This window comes from Neisseria zoodegmatis (assembly GCF_900187305.1).
Lineage (GTDB): Bacteria > Pseudomonadota > Gammaproteobacteria > Burkholderiales > Neisseriaceae > Neisseria > Neisseria zoodegmatis.
This window is the reverse complement of record NZ_LT906434.1, coordinates 104,289-121,953: the sequence shown is the minus strand read 5'-3', so window position 1 is coordinate 121,953 and position 17,665 is coordinate 104,289. Positions and strand designations below refer to the sequence as shown.

15 protein-coding genes and 1 rRNA gene are annotated in these 17,665 nt (G+C 54.7%); 12 read left to right on the top strand and 4 right to left on the bottom strand.

Annotated features, from left to right (window positions below):
* Positions 1-91 precede the first annotated feature (91 nt).
* The 6 genes from rrf to CKV66_RS00585 all read left to right on the top strand — a co-directional run bounded on the left by rrf (position 92) and on the right by CKV66_RS00585 (position 5,685).
* Positions 92-204: ribosomal RNA gene (gene rrf, locus CKV66_RS00610) — 5S ribosomal RNA — on the top strand.
* Between the two features lie 362 nt (positions 205-566).
* On the top strand, positions 567-878 hold the full coding sequence (locus CKV66_RS00605; RefSeq protein ID WP_095197808.1) for a ComEA family DNA-binding protein: 312 nt from the start codon (positions 567-569) through the stop codon (positions 876-878).
* Between the two features lie 743 nt (positions 879-1,621).
* Positions 1,622-2,131 carry an adenylyltransferase/cytidyltransferase family protein gene (locus CKV66_RS00600; protein ID WP_054599097.1) on the top strand — a complete coding sequence of 170 codons (510 nt, stop codon included), beginning with the start codon at positions 1,622-1,624 and terminating at the stop codon, positions 2,129-2,131.
* On the top strand, positions 2,128-3,885 hold the full coding sequence (locus tag CKV66_RS00595; protein WP_085364185.1) for a bifunctional biotin--[acetyl-CoA-carboxylase] ligase/type III pantothenate kinase: 1,758 nt from the start codon (positions 2,128-2,130) through the stop codon (positions 3,883-3,885). Before CKV66_RS00600 ends, CKV66_RS00595 begins: the two co-directional genes overlap by 4 nt.
* Complete coding sequence (locus CKV66_RS00590) at positions 3,882-4,778, top strand: hypothetical protein (RefSeq protein WP_085364184.1); 897 nt, start codon at positions 3,882-3,884, stop codon at positions 4,776-4,778. The genes CKV66_RS00595 and CKV66_RS00590 overlap by 4 nt, the downstream gene beginning before the upstream one ends.
* A 301-nt stretch (positions 4,779-5,079) precedes the next feature.
* Entirely contained in the window at positions 5,080-5,685 is a 606-nt protein-coding gene (locus CKV66_RS00585) for a trimeric intracellular cation channel family protein (protein WP_085364183.1), read from the top strand.
* A gap of 87 nt (positions 5,686-5,772) precedes the next feature.
* On the opposite strand, the gene CKV66_RS00580 is transcribed toward CKV66_RS00585, so the two are convergent.
* From CKV66_RS00580 to CKV66_RS00565, 4 genes are all read right to left on the bottom strand, one after another.
* On the bottom strand, positions 5,773-6,504 hold the full coding sequence (locus tag CKV66_RS00580; protein WP_085364182.1) for a dienelactone hydrolase family protein: 732 nt from the start codon (positions 6,502-6,504) through the stop codon (positions 5,773-5,775).
* 344 nt (positions 6,505-6,848) lie between these two features.
* Positions 6,849-8,171 carry a M16 family metallopeptidase gene (locus tag CKV66_RS00575; RefSeq protein ID WP_408633890.1) on the bottom strand — a complete coding sequence of 441 codons (1,323 nt, stop codon included), beginning with the start codon at positions 8,169-8,171 and terminating at the stop codon, positions 6,849-6,851.
* Positions 8,172-8,280: 109 nt separating this feature from the next.
* Positions 8,281-9,384 (bottom strand): peptide chain release factor 2, encoded by a 1,104-nt coding sequence (prfB, locus tag CKV66_RS00570; protein WP_085364192.1) that lies wholly within the window; start codon positions 9,382-9,384, stop codon positions 8,281-8,283.
* Between the two features lie 160 nt (positions 9,385-9,544).
* Positions 9,545-10,573: a hypothetical protein gene (locus CKV66_RS00565; RefSeq protein ID WP_085364180.1), complete on the bottom strand. Its 1,029-nt coding sequence runs from the start codon at positions 10,571-10,573 to the stop codon at positions 9,545-9,547.
* Positions 10,574-10,879: 306 nt separating this feature from the next.
* Between CKV66_RS00565 and CKV66_RS00560 the strand changes: the two genes are divergently transcribed.
* The 6 genes from CKV66_RS00560 (at position 10,880) to CKV66_RS00535 (ending at position 17,642) form a co-directional block, all read left to right on the top strand.
* On the top strand, positions 10,880-11,731 hold the full coding sequence (locus CKV66_RS00560) for a mechanosensitive ion channel family protein (protein WP_085364191.1): 852 nt from the start codon (positions 10,880-10,882) through the stop codon (positions 11,729-11,731).
* Between the two features lie 30 nt (positions 11,732-11,761).
* Positions 11,762-12,514 carry an AraC family transcriptional regulator gene (locus CKV66_RS00555; protein ID WP_085364179.1) on the top strand — a complete coding sequence of 251 codons (753 nt, stop codon included), beginning with the start codon at positions 11,762-11,764 and terminating at the stop codon, positions 12,512-12,514.
* A gap of 296 nt (positions 12,515-12,810) precedes the next feature.
* Positions 12,811-13,776, top strand: a complete 966-nt coding sequence (locus tag CKV66_RS00550; RefSeq protein ID WP_085364178.1) for a 4-hydroxyproline epimerase — start codon at positions 12,811-12,813, stop codon at positions 13,774-13,776.
* Entirely contained in the window at positions 13,773-15,026 is a 1,254-nt protein-coding gene (locus tag CKV66_RS00545) for an NAD(P)/FAD-dependent oxidoreductase (protein ID WP_085364177.1), read from the top strand. The genes CKV66_RS00550 and CKV66_RS00545 overlap by 4 nt, the downstream gene beginning before the upstream one ends.
* Before the next feature lie 88 nt (positions 15,027-15,114).
* Positions 15,115-15,978 (top strand): 4-hydroxy-tetrahydrodipicolinate synthase, encoded by an 864-nt coding sequence (gene dapA, locus CKV66_RS00540; protein ID WP_085357788.1) that lies wholly within the window; start codon positions 15,115-15,117, stop codon positions 15,976-15,978.
* A gap of 194 nt (positions 15,979-16,172) precedes the next feature.
* Positions 16,173-17,642 (top strand): aldehyde dehydrogenase, encoded by a 1,470-nt coding sequence (locus CKV66_RS00535; protein WP_085364176.1) that lies wholly within the window; start codon positions 16,173-16,175, stop codon positions 17,640-17,642.
* The last annotated feature ends 23 nt before the right edge of the window (positions 17,643-17,665 follow it).

Here is a 17,665-nt window from a genome sequence, read left to right as displayed (position 1 = left end):
TCTTGTGAGGCTGATACACATCACCGTTGATTAAAGAATAAATAAGTGGAAGCGAGCTTCCATAACGGCTTACCGATTTGTACAGTTTACGTCTGGCGGCCATAGCGAGTTGGTCCCACGCCTTCCCATCCCGAACAGGACCGTGAAACGACTCAGCGCCGATGATAGTGTGGATACCCATGTGAAAGTAGGTCACTGCCAGACACTTATTTCGAACCCCCGATACTTGCGTATCGGGGGTTTTAGTATTTTGATTTGCCAAGACAGTTGAATATGGGTGTTTCAGAAGGTTGGTTTGCCGGTAGGTTTGTGCAGAATGGATACAGAAGAAGGTTGGTTGTAGCGGAGCAAAGAGAGCAGAGCTGTAATGGAAAGACGAGCTTGTTGTTGGGGAGAGACAATGTTCTCTATGTATATAGTAACTATAGTTAAAAGTATTTGAAGGGTGTTGGGAATCTGTTTATGATGGTTCGGACTGCCTGTGCGGGCAGTGTGAGGTATATTGCCTGTTGGTAGAGGCCGCAGGTATGACACGTTACGGAAAACCATCAAGAAGGATTTAGAAGATGAAGAAATATTTAGCGGGTGCGCTGGCTCTGTTGTGGTCGGCGGTATCGCTGGCGGCGGTGAATATCAATACGGCGACGGCGGAGGAATTGAAGGCGCTGCCGGGTATCGGTCCGTCGAAGGCGGCGGCGATTGTGGAGTACCGTCAGCACAACGGTCAGTTTAAGAGTGTTGACGATTTGAAGAATGTGAAGGGTATCGGCGAGGGTATTTTAGCCAAGCTGCGCGATGAGGCGACGGTTGGTGGCGGTAAGAAGCCGGCCAAAGCGGCGGTGCCGGCGCTGAAGGAGAAGGCTAAAGAGAAGCGCTGATTAATGCTGGGATTGCCGTCGTCGGTAGTTGATGTCGGTGACGGTTAAATAGACATAGGTAGCGGCCGGATGCGGGAGTGTCCGGCCGCTTATTTGTGGGCGGGAAAAGAATGCGGGTGTCGGTTCTAATGCGTTATAAAAGTAACGGCAGAAGGACGACAGTGCAGGGGAAGGCGGTTGAAGCGAAGACAGGAAGCGGGAGGCCGTCTGAAACCCGGAGCTTACCGGTAAAGCAGGTCGCAACGGTTGTAAGGAAGGCGGGAATGATTCCATTCCTTAACTGACGTTACCACCATTAAATCTCTCCCGTTGACGGAAGAGAGATAGAAGGTGGGGAGACGATGGGGTGTCTGAAACTTTGAACGTTGTAACTGATACGGTGGTTGGCGGTGTATTTGATAGCATCGTAATGAATGAGATCCTATGTTTTTTGTGTGTAGAAAAGCCCGGCATTATTTACACTTATTGTTTTTTTTGCTTGAAGACCCATTCAGGTATTTGTGAGAGGTGCCAAGAGTGCCGAAAGGCACAACGAAGCCGCATCATTCTTGAAAATGCTCAAAAATCACGAAACAATCATTTCAGCAAAAAACAAAAGCTGTTTAGTATAAAAAATATAAACAGCCCGACCTTTTCCAACATCTGATGCCGTCTGAAAAATTCATTAATATCCCCCGCATCTTTCATTAAACCTTGTGCTTCGGTATCATTCCGACATCTTGTTTTCCGTTTGGAAGTTCATTATGCAAAACTGGCCTTTACCTGATTTTGAGCGAAAAATTTGTCCGCCGGAGCGGTTGGCGGAAAGCCTTGCTGCTTTACCGCGTCCGTTGGTTTTTACCAATGGCTGTTTCGATATTCTGCATCGGGGCCATGTAACTTATTTGGCACAGGCGCGTTCTGCCGGGGCGGCGTTGATTTTGGCTTTAAATACCGATGCTTCGGTCAAACGGCAGGGTAAGGGCAGCGACCGTCCGATTAATTCTTTGCCCAATCGTGCCGCAGTAGCAGCTTCGTTGGCCAGCGTGGATTTGGTTACTTGGTTTGATGAGGATACGCCGGCAGCTTTGATTGAGTTGGTGAAGCCGGATATTTTGATTAAGGGCGGTGATTGGCCAGTGGAGAAAATTGTCGGGGCGCAGGAAACGCTTGCCCGAGGCGGTAAGGTGTATTCGATTCCTTTTTTACATCAAACTTCTACTACGCAGACTTTGGCGAAAATCCGCGCGGTTGAAGCGGCGGAGAATAAATGACTGCGCTCAAACAGCAGCATTGGAAGCTGCTTGCCGCTCTTTCAGACGGCCTGCCTCAACATGTATCGGCGTTAAGCAAAAATATCGGCTTGAGGCCGCATCAAATCAATTGCTTGTGGCAGCAGATGCCGCCGCATGTGCGCGGATTGTTGCGGCAGCATGATGGGCAGTGGCGTTTGGTGCGGCCTTTGGCGGTGTTTGATGAAACACGTTTGCAGCAAATCGGTGTCGAACACGGTTTTCAGACGGCCTTGTATCATGAATGCACGTCCAGCAATGATATCGTATTGGATGCGGCTAAAAATGCGCCGGATCAGGCTCAAGGTTTGTTGGTGGTGGCGCATCAGCAAAGCAAAGGGCGCGGCAGACAAGGTCGGGCATGGCACAATCGTTTGGGTGAATGCTTGATGTTCAGCTTCGGCAGAGTGTTTGAGCAGAGACAGCACGAGTTGGGTGCATTGGCCTTGGCGGTGGCTTTGGCGTGCCGAAATGCTTTGTTCAAACTCGGCGTGCCCGCGCAAATCAAATGGCCGAACGATTTGATGGTGGGCTGCGACAAGCTCGGCGGGATTCTGATTGAAACCGTGCGTAGCGGCGGCAAAACCGTGGCGGTGATTGGCATCGGCATTAATTTTGTTTTGCCGAAAGAGGTGGAAAACGCAACGTCGGTGCAGGCGGCTTTTCAGACGGCCTCATCCTCATCCGCTGTGAGCGCAGATGTTTTGTTGTCGGCTTTGTTGGGCGATCTAAACAGCGTATTGGCACGGTTTGAGCAAAACGGATTCGGCGTTTTGGCGGACGATTATCTCGCGGCTAACCGTGATTACCGCCGCCCCGTGTGCCTGCTGCAAAACGGCGAAATCCTCTATGAAGGCGTGATGGCGGGCGTGACTGCCGAAGGTGCTTTGCGTTTGCAGACCGGCGCGACGGAGCGGACTATCGTCAGCGGCGAAATCAGTCTGCGACCCGATAACCGACCGCAACCCGTTCAGACGGCCTCTTCCGGCCATTATCTACTGCTCGACGGCGGCAACAGCCAATTGAAATGGGCATGGGTGGAAGATGGTGCGATTGTTCATACCGGTCGCTCGCCTTACCGCGACTTGAGCCTGCTTGGTGCGGAGTGGCGGGAGCGTTCAGACGGCCTCGATATCCGCATCGTAGGAAGTGCCGTGTGCGGCGAAGCCAAAAAAGCCTTGGTGGCGGAGCAATTGTCGAAACCGGTGGAATGGCATGCGTCTATGCCCCAAGCGCTCGGCATTCGCAACCATTACCGCAATGTCGAAGAACACGGTGCCGACCGGTGGTTTAATGCGCTCGGCAGCCGCCGTTTTACCCGCAATGCCTGCGTGGTGGTGAGCTGCGGCACAGCCGTTACCGTAGATGCGCTGACGGATGACAACCATTATCTCGGCGGTACCATCATGCCCGGCTTTCATTTGATGAAAGAAGCCATGGCTTTGAAAACCGCCAACCTCAACCGCCCGCTCGGGCGCGTTTACCCGTTTCCCACCACCACGGCCAACGCGCTGGCCAGCGGAATCATGGATGCCGTATGCGGATCGATTTTACTGATGCACGCCAGATTGAAAGAAAAAGTGGGGCCGGACAAGCCCGTTGACCTCATCATTACCGGCGGCGGAGCGCCGAAAGTCGTGCAAGCGCTACCGCCTGTATTTGCTTTGGACAACACCGTTAAAATTGTAGATAATCTTGTGATTTACGGCTTACTTAACTGGATACAACAACAATGAAATGGCTATTTGCTGTGCTGGTGGCATTAAACATCATCGTTTTCGGGGGAATGGTTGCCAGCCGTGTAGCAGAAAAACAGAAAACCGCAGTCGCGCCGACGGTGCCGATTGTGGGCGGTGCGCAACAAGAGCTGACACCGCCGGCTTCCCCCGCCAAAGACAGCCCGCCCGAAATCCTCTATCCTGATTGGATCAACAAAAACGAACCGCGTCCTGTGGCATCGGAGCCGCTGGACGATGAAGTGGTGCTCGCGGCACTGGCACAGAAAGTGAAAGAAGAAGAGCTCGCTAAAGAGAGAAAAGAGCGGGAAGAAAAGGCCAAACGCGAGCAGCAGGAAAAAGAACGCGCCGCCCGTGAAAAAGCCGAGCAGCTTGCCCAAGAGCAAAAAGAACACAGCCGCAGCACCGGTCAGTGCGTTTCTACCGCTTCCATCACTTTGGACGAAGATGCCTACCACCGCATCAAAGGCCTGCTCCAACAATGGCCGCATGCCGCATCGCGCACGGTAGAAAAACGCAGCAATAGCAAAAAATCTACCGGGCCGTCTGAAAAAACCTACCGGGTGTTGGTATCTGCCGACGGCGATGCCATTGAGCAACTCGACAGATTGGCCGCAAAAGGCTTCAGCGGTTCATTACATGAAGGCGATATCAGCGTGGGCGTGGTGAGCAGCCGTTCTGCCGCGCAAGTGTTGATTTCGCGACTTGCCACCGCAGGTTTCGGCGGTACGCGCATCCAAGAGCAGGGCGGCAGAGACAACGGCATCAACGATAGAAGCCTGAGCGTTGCCAAAATGCACGTTACCTTCTTCGGTGTGGACGATAAAACCGCCCAAGCCATTCAGAATGTTGTAGACCGCTACGGCAGACTGAACCGCAGATCTTGCCGCTGATTCGGCAAAATGCAAACACAAGCTGATTAGGTTGTATGAACGAAAGGCGGATGATTCATCCGCCTTTGTTTTGGTTTGGCTTTTGGGTTTGCGGTTTTAAAGTTGCTTGTGATTGGCCGATAATCTAGGTGTTGCGAAACACGACCTGCGGGCGGATATATCATCCGCGCCCTATGAATGCGGCTTGTTGCCCTGAAAAAGTTTTACTGAAACCCGCGCGGTTTGCTTTCAGACGGCCTCGAGTTGCTCTTCAAGCCTTAACCTTATCTTGTCCTCCATTCTATTTTTGAAGTTTATTAACATGACTGCTACTGAGATTATCCACATTATCGGCACTGCCGCCTTTGCCGTTTCGGGCTATTTGGTCGGGGTGCGCAAGCGTTTGGATATGCTTGGTGTGTTGATTGCGGCTTTGCTCACGGCGGTGGGCGGCGGCATCATCCGTGATGCGGTTATCGGGCGCATTCCCGTGGTGTTTGTTGAAAACACGGCTTGGATCGTGATCGGTATTACGCTGCTGCTTTCGTGGCTGTTTAAATTGCAGAAAAGCCGCAAACGCGAGCTGGCAACGGCTTTTTTGCTGGCCGACTCGCTGGGTTTGGTGGCTTTTACCATCACCGGCGCGCAGGTGGGGCTTGATTTGGATTTGAATATTTTCGGTGTGGTGATGCTCGGTTTTGTGACGGCAGTCGGCGGCGGCATTGTGCGCGATGTGCTGGTGAACGACATTCCGATGATTCTGCGTAAAGATTTTTACGGCACGGTGTCGGTGATTATCGGCTTGGCGATGTATCTGCTGGATAGGGCGGGTTGGATTAATCCCTTGATGTTGAACGTGTTGCTGTTTGGCGGCTATGCGTTGAGATTGTGGGCCTACCGCGTGGCGTGGGCGTTGCCGCGTTTTTAGTGTTTGTTTTTTTCAGACGGCCGTCTGAAAAAGAAGGCTGTTGCGTGATGGCGCAACAGCCTTTTGCTATTGATGTCGTTTGGTGGATTACAAATTGCGCTCCAGCAAATCCAGCATATTTTGCCAAGCCTGCTCGGCGTCGGCTTCGTTGTAGGCTAAATCAACGCCGTTTTTCTCGCCGTTGCGGGTTGCCTGCGGGTTGGTGAAGCCGTGTTTGGCTTCGGGGAAAACGTCGATATGGTAGCGGACTTTGGCGGCGTCCATCTCTTGGCGGAACGCGGCGACATCGGCATCGCTGACCAAGACGTCTTTACCGGCGTGTTCGATCAGCAGTTCGCCTTTGATAAAGCCTTCTTGTGCCGGAGCCGCGGCGCTGAGAAGGCCGTGGAAGCTGGTAACGGCTTTCAAATCGTCGCCGCGGCGTGCCATGTCGAGTACGACTTTGCCGCCGAAACAGAAGCCGATGGCGCCGATGCGGTGCGGGTTGACTTCGGGGCGGGCGGCCAATGCTTCAAAACCTAAGCGGGTGCGCTCGGGCAGGGCGGCGGTGTCGGACAAAACGGCGGTCATCCATTCGTTGGCTTGAGCCGCGTCGTCGGTAAGGCGGGCGTCGCCGTACAAATCCATCGCCAATGCCGCATAGCCTTGTTCAGCCAAACGCTTGGCGGCGTTTTTGACATGTTCGCTGACGCCCCACCATTCGGGCGCAACCAATACGCCGGAAAGCCCGCTGACTGCTTGGGTAGACAGATAGAGGGTGCTTTGTAGGGTTAGGCCGTTTTCGGTGCGGTATTCCAAAGTATGGGCGGTAACAGTCATCGCGGTTCTCCTTTGTAGGGTTTTTCAGATGTATGGTTTTTCAGACGGCCTCAGCTTAATGGAAGCGGTAAGGCGGTTCAAGGGGCGGCAGGGCAAAGTGCTGTAAAACCTGATGGCGTTGATCGGTTTGATAAGTCAATGTGAGAAGTAAACGCGCCATACTCGGGCTTGAACTGAGTATCTCCCAGCCTTACTCAAACTTCGAGATACTCGGGTCAAACCCGAGTATGACGGGCACGGGATGAAGCCCGTTTATGTGCGCTACATTCAATTGAGGCCGTCTGAAAAGTTTTTTTCAGACGGCCTTGATAATAGTTACGGCCTTTTTCGGTCTGTGAACCGTGTTACGGCTTGGCTTTTTGCGCGCCGCCGTCGGCACCGACCACCACGATATTGATGTTTTCAGGATTCACCCGCCGTTGCCACGCAGATTTGATTTGCTCGGCAGTTAAGGCGGAGATGGCTTTGGGATAGGCTTCGAGATAATTGTCGGGCAAGTTGTGAAAACCGATCAGGCTCAGGTAGCCCAAGAGTTTGGCATTGGTGTCGAAGCGCAGGGGGAAGCTGCCGGTAATGTTGGCTTTGGCCTGCTTTAATTCGGCTTCGGTAGGGCCTTCTTCGATAAAGGCGGCCAGCACTCGGCGGGCGGCCTGTAAAGCAGGTTCGGTATTGTTTTTTTGGGTAGAGAAGCCGATGGTAAACGGCCCGGCTTGGCTGGCGGGCGACAAGCCGCTCGACGCACCGTAGGTGTAGCCGTGTTTGTCGCGCAAATCTTTCATCAAGCGGCTGTCGAAACCGCCGCCGCCAAGCACGTAGTTACCGGCCACCAGTGCGTAATAATCGGGATCGTGGCGTTTGATTAAAGGCATGCCCATCACGATTTGCGCCTGTTCGCCGGCAAACGGGATGCGGCGGAGTGCGGCTTGATGTTGGGGAACGGCAGGCACGTTTTCTACGGCGCTGCTGCGTGCGGGCAGGCCGTTGAGTGCTTTTGCGACCAAGGCTTCGGTTTGGCGGCGGTTGAGGTCGCCGATCACGGCAACGATGGCGTTGTTTTTACCGTAGCGGCTGCGGTGGAAGGCGCGGATGTCGTCGAGCGTGACTTTGCGGATGCTCTCGACGCTGGTTTGCGCCGAACGGCCATAAGGGTGGCTGCCGTAATTGAGGCGGGCAAACTCGCGGTTGGCGATGAAGCCGGGGTCGGTTTCCTGCTGTTGCAAGGCGGTAATGCTTTGTTTGCGCAGGCGCTCGAATACAGGTTCGGCAAAGCGCGGTTGGGTCAGCGATTGGTTGAGCAGGCCGACGGCGGGTTGCAGGCTGCTGTTTTTGCTGAGGCTGCGCAAGGTGATGGATGCGCTTTCTTCGCTGCTGTTGCTGTTGAGTGAGGCGGCCAAATCGTTGATGCGGGCGTGGAAGGCTTCTTCGTCGAGCTGCTGTGTGCCGGTGGTCAGCATGGCGGCGGTAAATTCGGCCACTTCGCTTTTGTCGGCCGGGTTGAACGTGCTGCCTGCGCCTTTGAAGCTGATGCTGACATCGACGATGGGGTTTTCATGGCGTTCGACCAGCAAAACCTGTGTGCCGTCGGCGGTGTGCCAGCGTTGAATCTTCACGGCGGCTTGGGCGGTTAAGGGCAGGAGGAGCAGGGGGAGCAGGAGTTTGGAAGATATAGACATGATGCGGCTTTCCGGTGTCGGAGGCCGTCTGAACATTTCAGACGGCCTGCCTGTTCGATAACGGCTGCGCGGCAGCAAGAGAGGGTGAAGAAGCGGCTCGGGTTTAAACGCCCTGTTTCAGACTGGCTTCGATAAAGCCGTCCAAATCGCCGTCCATCACGGCTTTGATGTTGCCGACTTCGTAAGAAGTGCGCAAATCTTTGATACGTGATTGGTCGAACACATACGAGCGGATTTGGTGGCCCCAACCCACGTCGGATTTGCTGTCTTCCAGCGATTGTTTTTCTTCGTTGCGTTTGCGCATTTCCAATTCAAACAGCTTCGCTTTCAGCATGTTCATCGCTTCGTCGCGGTTGCGGTGTTGCGAACGGTCGTTTTGGCATTGCACCACGATGCCGGTCGGGTTGTGGGTAATCCGCACGGCGGAATCGGTTTTGTTGATGTGCTGGCCGCCCGCACCGGAAGCGCGGTAGGTGTCGATGCGCAGGTCGGCGGGGTTGATTTCCACTTCAAAGCTGTCGTCTACTTCGGGGTAAACGAATACCGAGCAGAATGAAGTGTGGCGTTTGTTGTTGGAATCGAACGGCGAGTAGCGAACCAAACGGTGGATGCCGGTTTCGGTGCGTAACAGGCCGTAAGCGTATTCGCCTTCGAGCTTGATGGTGGCGCGGTTGATGCCGGCAATGTCGCCTTCGTCTTCTTCCAACACGTCCACTTTGAAGCCTTTACGCTCGGCATAGCGCAGATACATGCGGTAGAGCATGCCCGCCCAATCTTCCGCTTCGGTGCCGCCCGCACCGGCGGTGATGTCGATAAAGCAGTTGTTCACGTCGGCCGGCTGGTTAAACATACGTTTGAATTCCAGCTTGCCCATTTGTTTTTCGAGGTTGGCGATGTCTGCCTGCACGGCGGCAAAGCCTTCTTCGTCGTTTTCTTCCACCACCATTTCCAGTAGCTCGCGGTTGTCGTCGATGCCGGCGGCGATGTTGTCGAGCGTGAGCACGATGCCTTCGAGCACTTTGCGCTCTTTGCCGATTTCTTGGGCTTTTTTAGGGTCGTTCCACAAATCGGGGTCTTCGGAAAGGCCGACGACTTCTTCCAAACGGTCTTTTTTGCCGTCGTAGTCGAGGTAGCCGCGGATGTCTTTGCTGCGTGCGGCGAGGTCGTTGAGCATACCGTTTAGTTGGTTGACGATTTCGGCTTCAATCATGATGTTCTCTTTATTCGTCTCAATCTTAAAAATCAGGTGCGTATTGTACTGAATTTTATAAGGGCTTGCTATGTGGCTTGGGTGTGCGCTGCTTGGCTTGCGGGTAACAATTGAGGCCGTCTGAAATGTTCAGACGGCCTCAAAGTGCTCATCGGGATTATTTGTTGAGATCGGCGTAATCGATCAGCAGGTAGCGGGCGGGGCGTTGTTTTTTCACGCTGCCTTCGTCGCCCATCAGCAGCAGGCGGGGTTTGCCGTTGACGGTTACCGATTCTACGGCTTCGATGTTTTTCAGCTTCACGTTTTCAGGCAGGTTCAGCGCCACGGGTGCGGATTGGGCTTTGCCGTCCCACGTCCATAATTGCGATTGGCCTTTGCCGTTTTCGCCGGTTACTTCGTTGGCCAGCAGGTAGGCTTTGAGTACGGGATCGTAAGTCAGCGAACGGATGCCGCCGCCTTGCAGTTTGAGAACCACCGGTTCGCCGAAGCGCGGTGCGGCGCCTTTGCCGAACACGTCGTCAGGGTTTTCAATCGGCACGATCATGCTTAAAGGATCACGGAACCCGAGCAGCAGGCGCTTGGTGGCTTGGTCGTAGTGCATGCCTTCGACGTTCATGGTGTGGAAGTCGAGGGTGCGGCCGGTTTGTTTTTTGATGCTTTGCAGCAGGGATTGGGCATTGCCGAGTGCGTCTTTCAAATTGGGCGCGTAGCTGATTTGTTCGGCTTTGTTGCCGTTGATTTTAAAGCGCAAAAAGTGTTCGCGGTCGGTGAGGCGCTCGTTTTGCTTGGTTTCGGAATGCGAGCTGACGGTATAAATCCAGCCTTGCGGGTCTTGGGCAAGGGCTTCCAAATCGCTGTGCGGGTGTTTGAAGCTGCCCATCAGTTCGGCATCGGCGGCTTCGTCTTCTTTAACATTGCCGTCTTGCTCAAACGAGAGCAGGTTGAAGGCGCGCTTGGCTTCGTCTTCTACTACCAAAACGCGGCCGTCTGAAAGCTGGATGGCACCGGAAGGCTCGTAAATGTTTTGCAGGTGGTAGCGGCTGTCGGCTTTATCGCTTTTTTCGGCTTGGCTGTTTTGTTTTTGTTCGGTTTTGCTGTTGCTGCCGCTGTTGTCGGCGCAGGCCGGAAGCATGGCGCAGGCGATCGATACGGCCAGCATACGGCTGAGAATTGAGGGTTTAAACATGATTTTCCTATCCTTTCCGGGGTTGGACAATGTTGTGTGCAGGTAGTTTCAGACGGCCTGCCCGGGCAATCTAACACAGTAAAATTAGTCGGATATTAGCGGATAACGGGGCAGATTCCAAATTGACAGCCGTTTGGGCGGGCGTCTCGGCAGCGGCGGCGGAAGGGTTTACAATCATGCCGGTAAACTTTTACACGTCTTGCCGCAGGGGATTTTTCAGACGGCCGAGATATGCCCGGCCGCTTTGCTATATACTGCTTTATCTTATCTTGGCGGCATGACAAATATAAACGGAATAAATGGATTATGTGGGAAACCATACACCAATATATTGAAAACGGGCCGGTAAAGGCCGAAATACTCGAATCGGTGCTGATGATTGTCGGCATACTGATTTTGCGGGGCGTGATTCTGCAAGCCCATTTCCGCAGAAATCCGGCGATGGAAATCGAAGAAAAACGGCGCTGGGTGGTGGTGAGCCGCAACTTCACGCTGATTTTTGCCGTGTTCGGGCTGGCGATTATTTGGGCGGCGCAAATCCAAACGCTGGCATTATCCATGTTTGCCGTGGCCGCCGCCATTGTGTTAGCCACCAAAGAGCTGATCATGTGCTTGTCGGGCAGCCTGCTGAGGGCATCGACCAACCAATATTCGGTTGGCGATTATATAGAAGTGAACGGGCTGCGGGGCAGGGTGGTCGATATCAATCTGCTCAATACCCTGATGATGCAGATCGGCCCGCATACTTTGGTGGGGCAGTTGAGCGGCAAAACCGTATCCTTTCCCAACAGCCTGCTGCTGTCGCATTCGGTGCAGCGCGACAACGTGCTGGGCATGTATGTGATTCATACGCTCGAAATCCCCGTGCCCATTCATTTGGATTCGGATGCCATCGTGCCCGGCCTGCAAAAGCTGCTGGAAAAACTCTGCCTGCCCTATATCGCCGCCATCGAACGCCACTTGGAAGAAGTGCAGACGCAAAAGCTGTTTATTACGCCGGCCGCACAACCGCGCATCACCCGCGTGCCGCACGACGACAAGGTGTACCACATTGTCGTGCGTTTTGCCTCGCCGGTGCAGAAGCGTTTGGAAATCCAGCAGGCCTTGCTCGACGAATTTATCCGTATTCAGTATAAATTATTGAATAATAAAGATTAATAAAGAAACTGCCGCACAACCTTATCCGCCATGCTACCCGCCTTCCTCCCGCCCGCGGTTCAGCCGCAGGATTTAAACGACCTCATCCGCAGCCTGAACATGTTTGCGCCTGTGTTGCAGGTGCTGCCGAGCACGGTGTTTTTTGTAAAAAACACGCAGGCGCAATACGTTTATGCCAACGATACGCTGCTGCACCGCCTGCAATTGCCCGATATGGCCGCTTTGATCGGCAAAACGTCGGAAGATCTGTTTCAGTCGGAATGGGGGCAGCGCTATACGCAGCAAGACAGGGAAGTGTTGAGCGAGGGCAAAACCATCAGCAACAAGCTGGAGCTGCATACTTATGCTTCGGGAGAACTGGGCTGGTGTATCACGCATAAAATGCCGGTGCGCAATCCGCAGGGTGAGGTTATTGCCATGCTCGGTGTGTCGGTGGATGTGGAAACCAACGACAGCAACCGCCCCGAGCTGAACAAGAAAATCGCGCTGATTGAAAAATACATCGCCGGCCATTTCGACCAAAGCATCAAAATGAAAGACTTGGAAGCCGTTTCGCGCCTTTCCACCGCCCAAATCGAGCGTTATTTCAAAAAGATTTTCCACATCACGCCTTCGCAATACATTCAAAAAGTGCGCATCGAAGCGGCGATGGCGATGCTGGAAACGGGCTTGTCGGTCACGGAAATTTCCGCCCGCTGCGGCTATTCTGACCACAGCGCGTTTACGCGGCAGTTTAAGGCGCTGGTGGGCTTGGCGCCGTCTGAATTTAAGAAATCGAGATAACGGCGAAAGTGTAGAAACGCCTGTCTGAAAACTGTTTTTCAGACAGGCGTTTTGTTTTGTGCAAGCGGCAAGTGAAGCAATTTGCACCAAAGTACGTCCGTCATACTCGGGCTTGACCCGAGTATCTCGAATTTCAGTAAGGCCGGGAGATACTCGGGTCAAGCCCGAGTATGACGGTTTTGTGATTTAACTGTGGGTATGCCCATTTCTGCACAAAAAACGGGAAATTCATCAAGACGGCGGCAGCGGCGGTTTTGTAAGGTTGGCGGAAGTTTGTTTAGTAATAGGATTTGGCCATGCCGCATACCGAATATACTTTTTCCGTGATTGATTCCCATACCGGCGGCGAGCCGACCCGTGTGGTGTATGGCGGATTCCCCGAGCTTTCCGGCAGCAGTTTGCAGGAGCAGTGCGCCGATTTTGCCGGGCGTTTCGACCATTTGCGCCGCGCGTTGATTTTGGAGCCGCGCGGTTCGGACGTTTTGGTGGGGGCGTTGTTGTGCAAGCCGCAAGACCCCGCTTCTGCCGCCGGTGTGATTTTTTTCAACAACAGCGGCTATTTGGGCATGTGCGGCCACGGCACCATCGGCCTGATTAAAACGCTGCAACACCTCAAACGTATTGATGTAGGCACGCACACCATCGAAACGCCGGTGGGCAATGTGCGCTGCACGCTGCATGAAGACGGCTCGGTGAGCGTGCGCAACGTGCCGGCCTACCGCTACCGCAAAGACGTGTCGCTCGACGTGGAAGGCATCGGCAGCATCACCGGCGATATTGCTTGGGGCGGCAACTGGTTTTTTTTGGTGAACGACCACGGCTGCACCATCGCGCCCGACAATCTGGAGCAGCTCACCGATGTTTCTTGGCGCATCCGCACCGCGCTGAACGAGCAGGGCATCACCGGCAAAGACGGGCAGGAAATCGACCACATCGAGCTGTTCGGCAAAACCGACACGGCCAACAGCCGCAGCTTCGTGCTCTGCCCGGGCAAAGCCTACGACCGCTCGCCCTGCGGCACGGGCACCAGCGCGAAGATGGCCTGTTTGGCGGCCGACGGCGTGTGGCCGTCTGAAAAAGAATGGATACAGGAAAGCGTGATCGGTAGCCGCTTTGCCGCGTCTTACGAACCGTTTTCAGACGGCCTGCATCCAGAAGGGATGATCATACCGACCATCAAAGGCGAGGCGCACATTCATGCGGCGGCGGAAATTTTTGTGAACGCGGACGACCCGTTCCGCTACGGAATCGAAACATCATGAGCGGGCAGGTTTTTTCTGCGGCGGTGGTCGGCGGCGGCATCGTCGGTTTGAGCATTGCGCTGGCATTGCAAAGCAGCGGCGAAAGCGTGCTGCTGTTGGAGCGCGATAACGTGTGCGGCGGCGCATCTTACGGCAATGCGGGGCATATCGCTACCGAACAGGTGTTTCCGATTGCGTCGCCCGACGTGCTCAAGCAGCTGCCGAAAATGCTGTTCGACCCGCTCGGCCCGTTGCGGCTGGATTGGAAATACCTGCCGAAAATCACGCCGTGGCTGTTCAGCCTGCTGCGCCATCTCACGCCCGAACGCTTCCGGCGCAGCCACCGCGCCCTGATGGCGCTCAACAGCCGCGCTTTACCGGCATGGCAGGCGTTTGCGCGCGAATGGGGCGTGGAAAAGCATATCCGCATCGAAGGCTCGCTGCTGGTGTGCGAAACCGAAAGCGGGCAGGCGGCGTTGCAAAAGCACGGCAGGGCGTTGAATGAATTGGGCGTGGTCAACGAATGGCTCGACCATGCCGGCCTGCATGAGCGCGAACCGGCGCTGGCCGACACGCAACGCGGTGCGTTGTTTTACCCCGATACCGGCCATGTGGTCGATTTGGCGGGCATGGCGGCGGATTTGCAGCAAGCATTTATACGGGCGGGCGGCACGGTGAGTGAACATACCGACGTTTCCGATATCCAATCCTTTTCAGACGGCCTGTTCCGCATCATCGGCGGCGGCAAGGCGTTTGAAGCTAAGCGTGTGGTGATTGCCGCCGGTGCGTTTTCCAAGCCGTGGCTGAAAAAGTTGTGCGGCAGTAGCGTTCCGCTCGACACCGAACGCGGCTACCACCTGATGTTGTCGCACAGCCGGGATATTTTGAACGTGCCGGTGAGCAGCTTCGAGCGCAAATTCATCATGACGCCCATGAACGCGGGCTTGCGCTTGGCCGGAACGGTGGAGTTTGCCGGGCTGGACGCGCCGCCGAATATGGAACGGGCGGAGCAGCTGTTCCGCTTGGCGGAACCTATGCTCAAAGGCCGTCTGAACCGGCAAGGCGCGGTGCCGTGGATGGGTTTCCGCCCGTCGGTTGCCGATTCGCTGCCGGTAATCGACCGCAAAGAAAACGTTTTGCTGGCGTTCGGGCATCAGCATTTGGGGCTGACCCAAGCACCGCTGACCGCGCAATTGGTCAAAGCCCTGTATTTCGGCGAACAGCCTGCCATGGATTTAAGCCCTTACCGTTTTAACCGTTTCGGCAGCTAGAAAGTCCCGTCATATTCGGGTTAAGCCCGGGTATGACGGATGTAGTTTTTTAAATTGATTCACCATTTATCTCAAGAGGAGAAGCATCATGAACATCGAAGGTATTTTAGTTCCCATCGTTACCCCGTTTACCGCCGACAATCAGGTCGATACCGCGCTGCTGGCCGAATTGGTGGACGCGTTTATCGCCAAAGGCGTGCGCGGCATCGTGGCCTGCGGCACCACCGGCGAGTATTACGCCTTGTCGGAAGACGAGCGCGAAACCGTGTTGAACACCATCGTCAAAGCCGCCGCAGGCCGCTGCACGCTGATTGCAGGTGTGAGCGATATGTCGAGCGAAGTGGCGGCACAACGCGCCATACGCGCCAAAGAATTGGGCTACCACGGCCTGATGCTGTCGGCGCCGCCATACAGCCTGCCGTCGCAACAAGGCATTATCGAACACTTTGAATATGTGGCTTCCAAAACCGATTTGCCGATTATTCTCTACAACTTCCCCGCGCGTATCGGCGTAGAACTCGAATTCGACACCGTGGCGCATTTGGCGAAACACCCCAACATCGTCGGCATCAAAGAAAGCACCGGCAATTTCTCCAATGCGCTGCGCATGATTCAGGCGAAATTCGACAATTTCCAAGTGGTGTGCGGCTGCGACGACCAGCCTTTGGATTTCTTCTTCTGGGGCGTGAAAAGCTGGATTGCCGGTGCCGCCAACGTGTTCCCCGGCGAGCAGGTTGCCCTGTTTAACGCCGCACAAGCCCAAGATTGGAACCAAGCCCGCCAAATTCTCACCAATCTTTATCCCGCCCTGCATTCGATGGAATCGGGCGACTACAACCAAAAAGCCAAAATCGGCTGCTTAAACGGCACCAAACCCGCCGGCAAAGTGCGCCTGCCGCTGCACAACCTGACCGCGCAGGAAGCCGCCGAATTTACGGCTTTGTTGAAATAAGTTTCGAACCGCTTGCTTTATTACAGCTCGTCATACTCGGGCTTGACCCGAGTATCTCCTAAATTTACTGGAGCCAGAGATACTCGGGTCAAGCCCGAGTATGACGAGCGTACTATTTTTAAGTTGATTCACTTAGTGTATTCAAAAATACCCAACCTTTCTTAAGAGAGGTTTCCAAAAGAAAAGGAGTATAGATGAAAACCGTTGAACAAATATTCGAGGCCGCCAAAGCAGGCAGCCTGTGGGCGGGGCATTTGATTCCGAACCACGCCGATTCGGGCAAGAAGCTGGAAAACCGCACGCCTATCGACAATTCCCTTATCGGCTATATCGCAGACGGCAGCGAGCAGGATATGGATGCCGCCGTGCGCGCCGCGCGGGCTGCATTTTCAGACGGCCTTTGGGCAGACCAAAGCCCGTCTGAAAAGCGGGCCGTGCTGCTGCGTTGGGCGCAATTGATTGAAGAACACGCCGAAGAGCTGGCCGCGTTGGACTGTATCGATGCGGGCAAGCCCATCAGCGAGTGCATCAACACCGACATGCCCGCCACCATCGAAACCTTTTATTTTTACGCCGAATATGTCGATAAAGCCTTCGGCCGCGTTGCCCCCACCGGAAAAGACGCCATGGGCTTGATTGTGCACGAGCCGGTCGGCGTGGTCGGCGCGGTGTTGCCGTGGAACTTCCCCGCACAGATGTTCGCGTGGAAAGTGGTGCCGGCATTGGCGGCAGGCAATTCGGTGATTGTGAAACCGGCCGAGCTGACTTCGCTGAGTGCCTACCGCATGGTGCAGCTGGCGCATGAAGCGGGCGTGCCCGAAGCCGCGCTGACGCTGGTGTGCGGCTTGGGCGAAACGGTGGGCAAGGCTTTGGGCATGCATCACGATGTCGATATGGTGGCCTTTACCGGATCTACCGAAGTCGGCCGCTATTTCTTGGAATATTCGGCCAAGAGCAATTTGAAAGAAATCGTGTTGGAATGCGGCGGCAAAAGCCCGCAAATCGTGTTTGCCGACGCGGATTTGGATAAAGCCGTGCCGTCGATTTTGGCCGCCGCATTCTGGAACATGGGCGAAAACTGCAGCTGCGGCTCGCGCCTGATTGTGGAAGCAAGCATTAAAGACACCTTGCTGGCCAAGCTTTCAGACGGCCTCAAGCAAGATTGGAAAGTCGGCGATCCCCGCCTGCCTGAAACCAATCTCGGCCCGCTGGTGGAAGAGGCGCATTTCGATAAGGTGTGCCGTTATTTCGATACCGCATTGAAAGAGGGCGGCAAACTGCTTACCGGCGGCAAAACCGGCGAAGGCTGGTATTTCGAGCCGGCGATCATCGACGGCGTAACCGCCGATATGACCGTGTTCCAAGAAGAAATTTTCGGCCCGGTGCTGGCGGTAACCACATTCAGTAGAGAAGAAGAAGCCGTTCGTTTGGCGAACCAATCGGACTACGGCTTGGCCGCTTCGTTCTACACCTCCGATGTCCGCCGCGCCCACCGCGTTGCCCGCAAAATTCAGGCAGGCACGGTATCGGTAAACGGCTTTTCGGAAGGCAGCATCGCCACGCCGTTCGGCGGCTACAAGCAATCCGGCTTCGGCGGCCGCGACAAAGGCGTGGAGGCGTTTGAACAGTACACGCAGGCAAAAACGATTTGGTTTGTGGAATAACAAAAAACAATACTCAGGCCGTC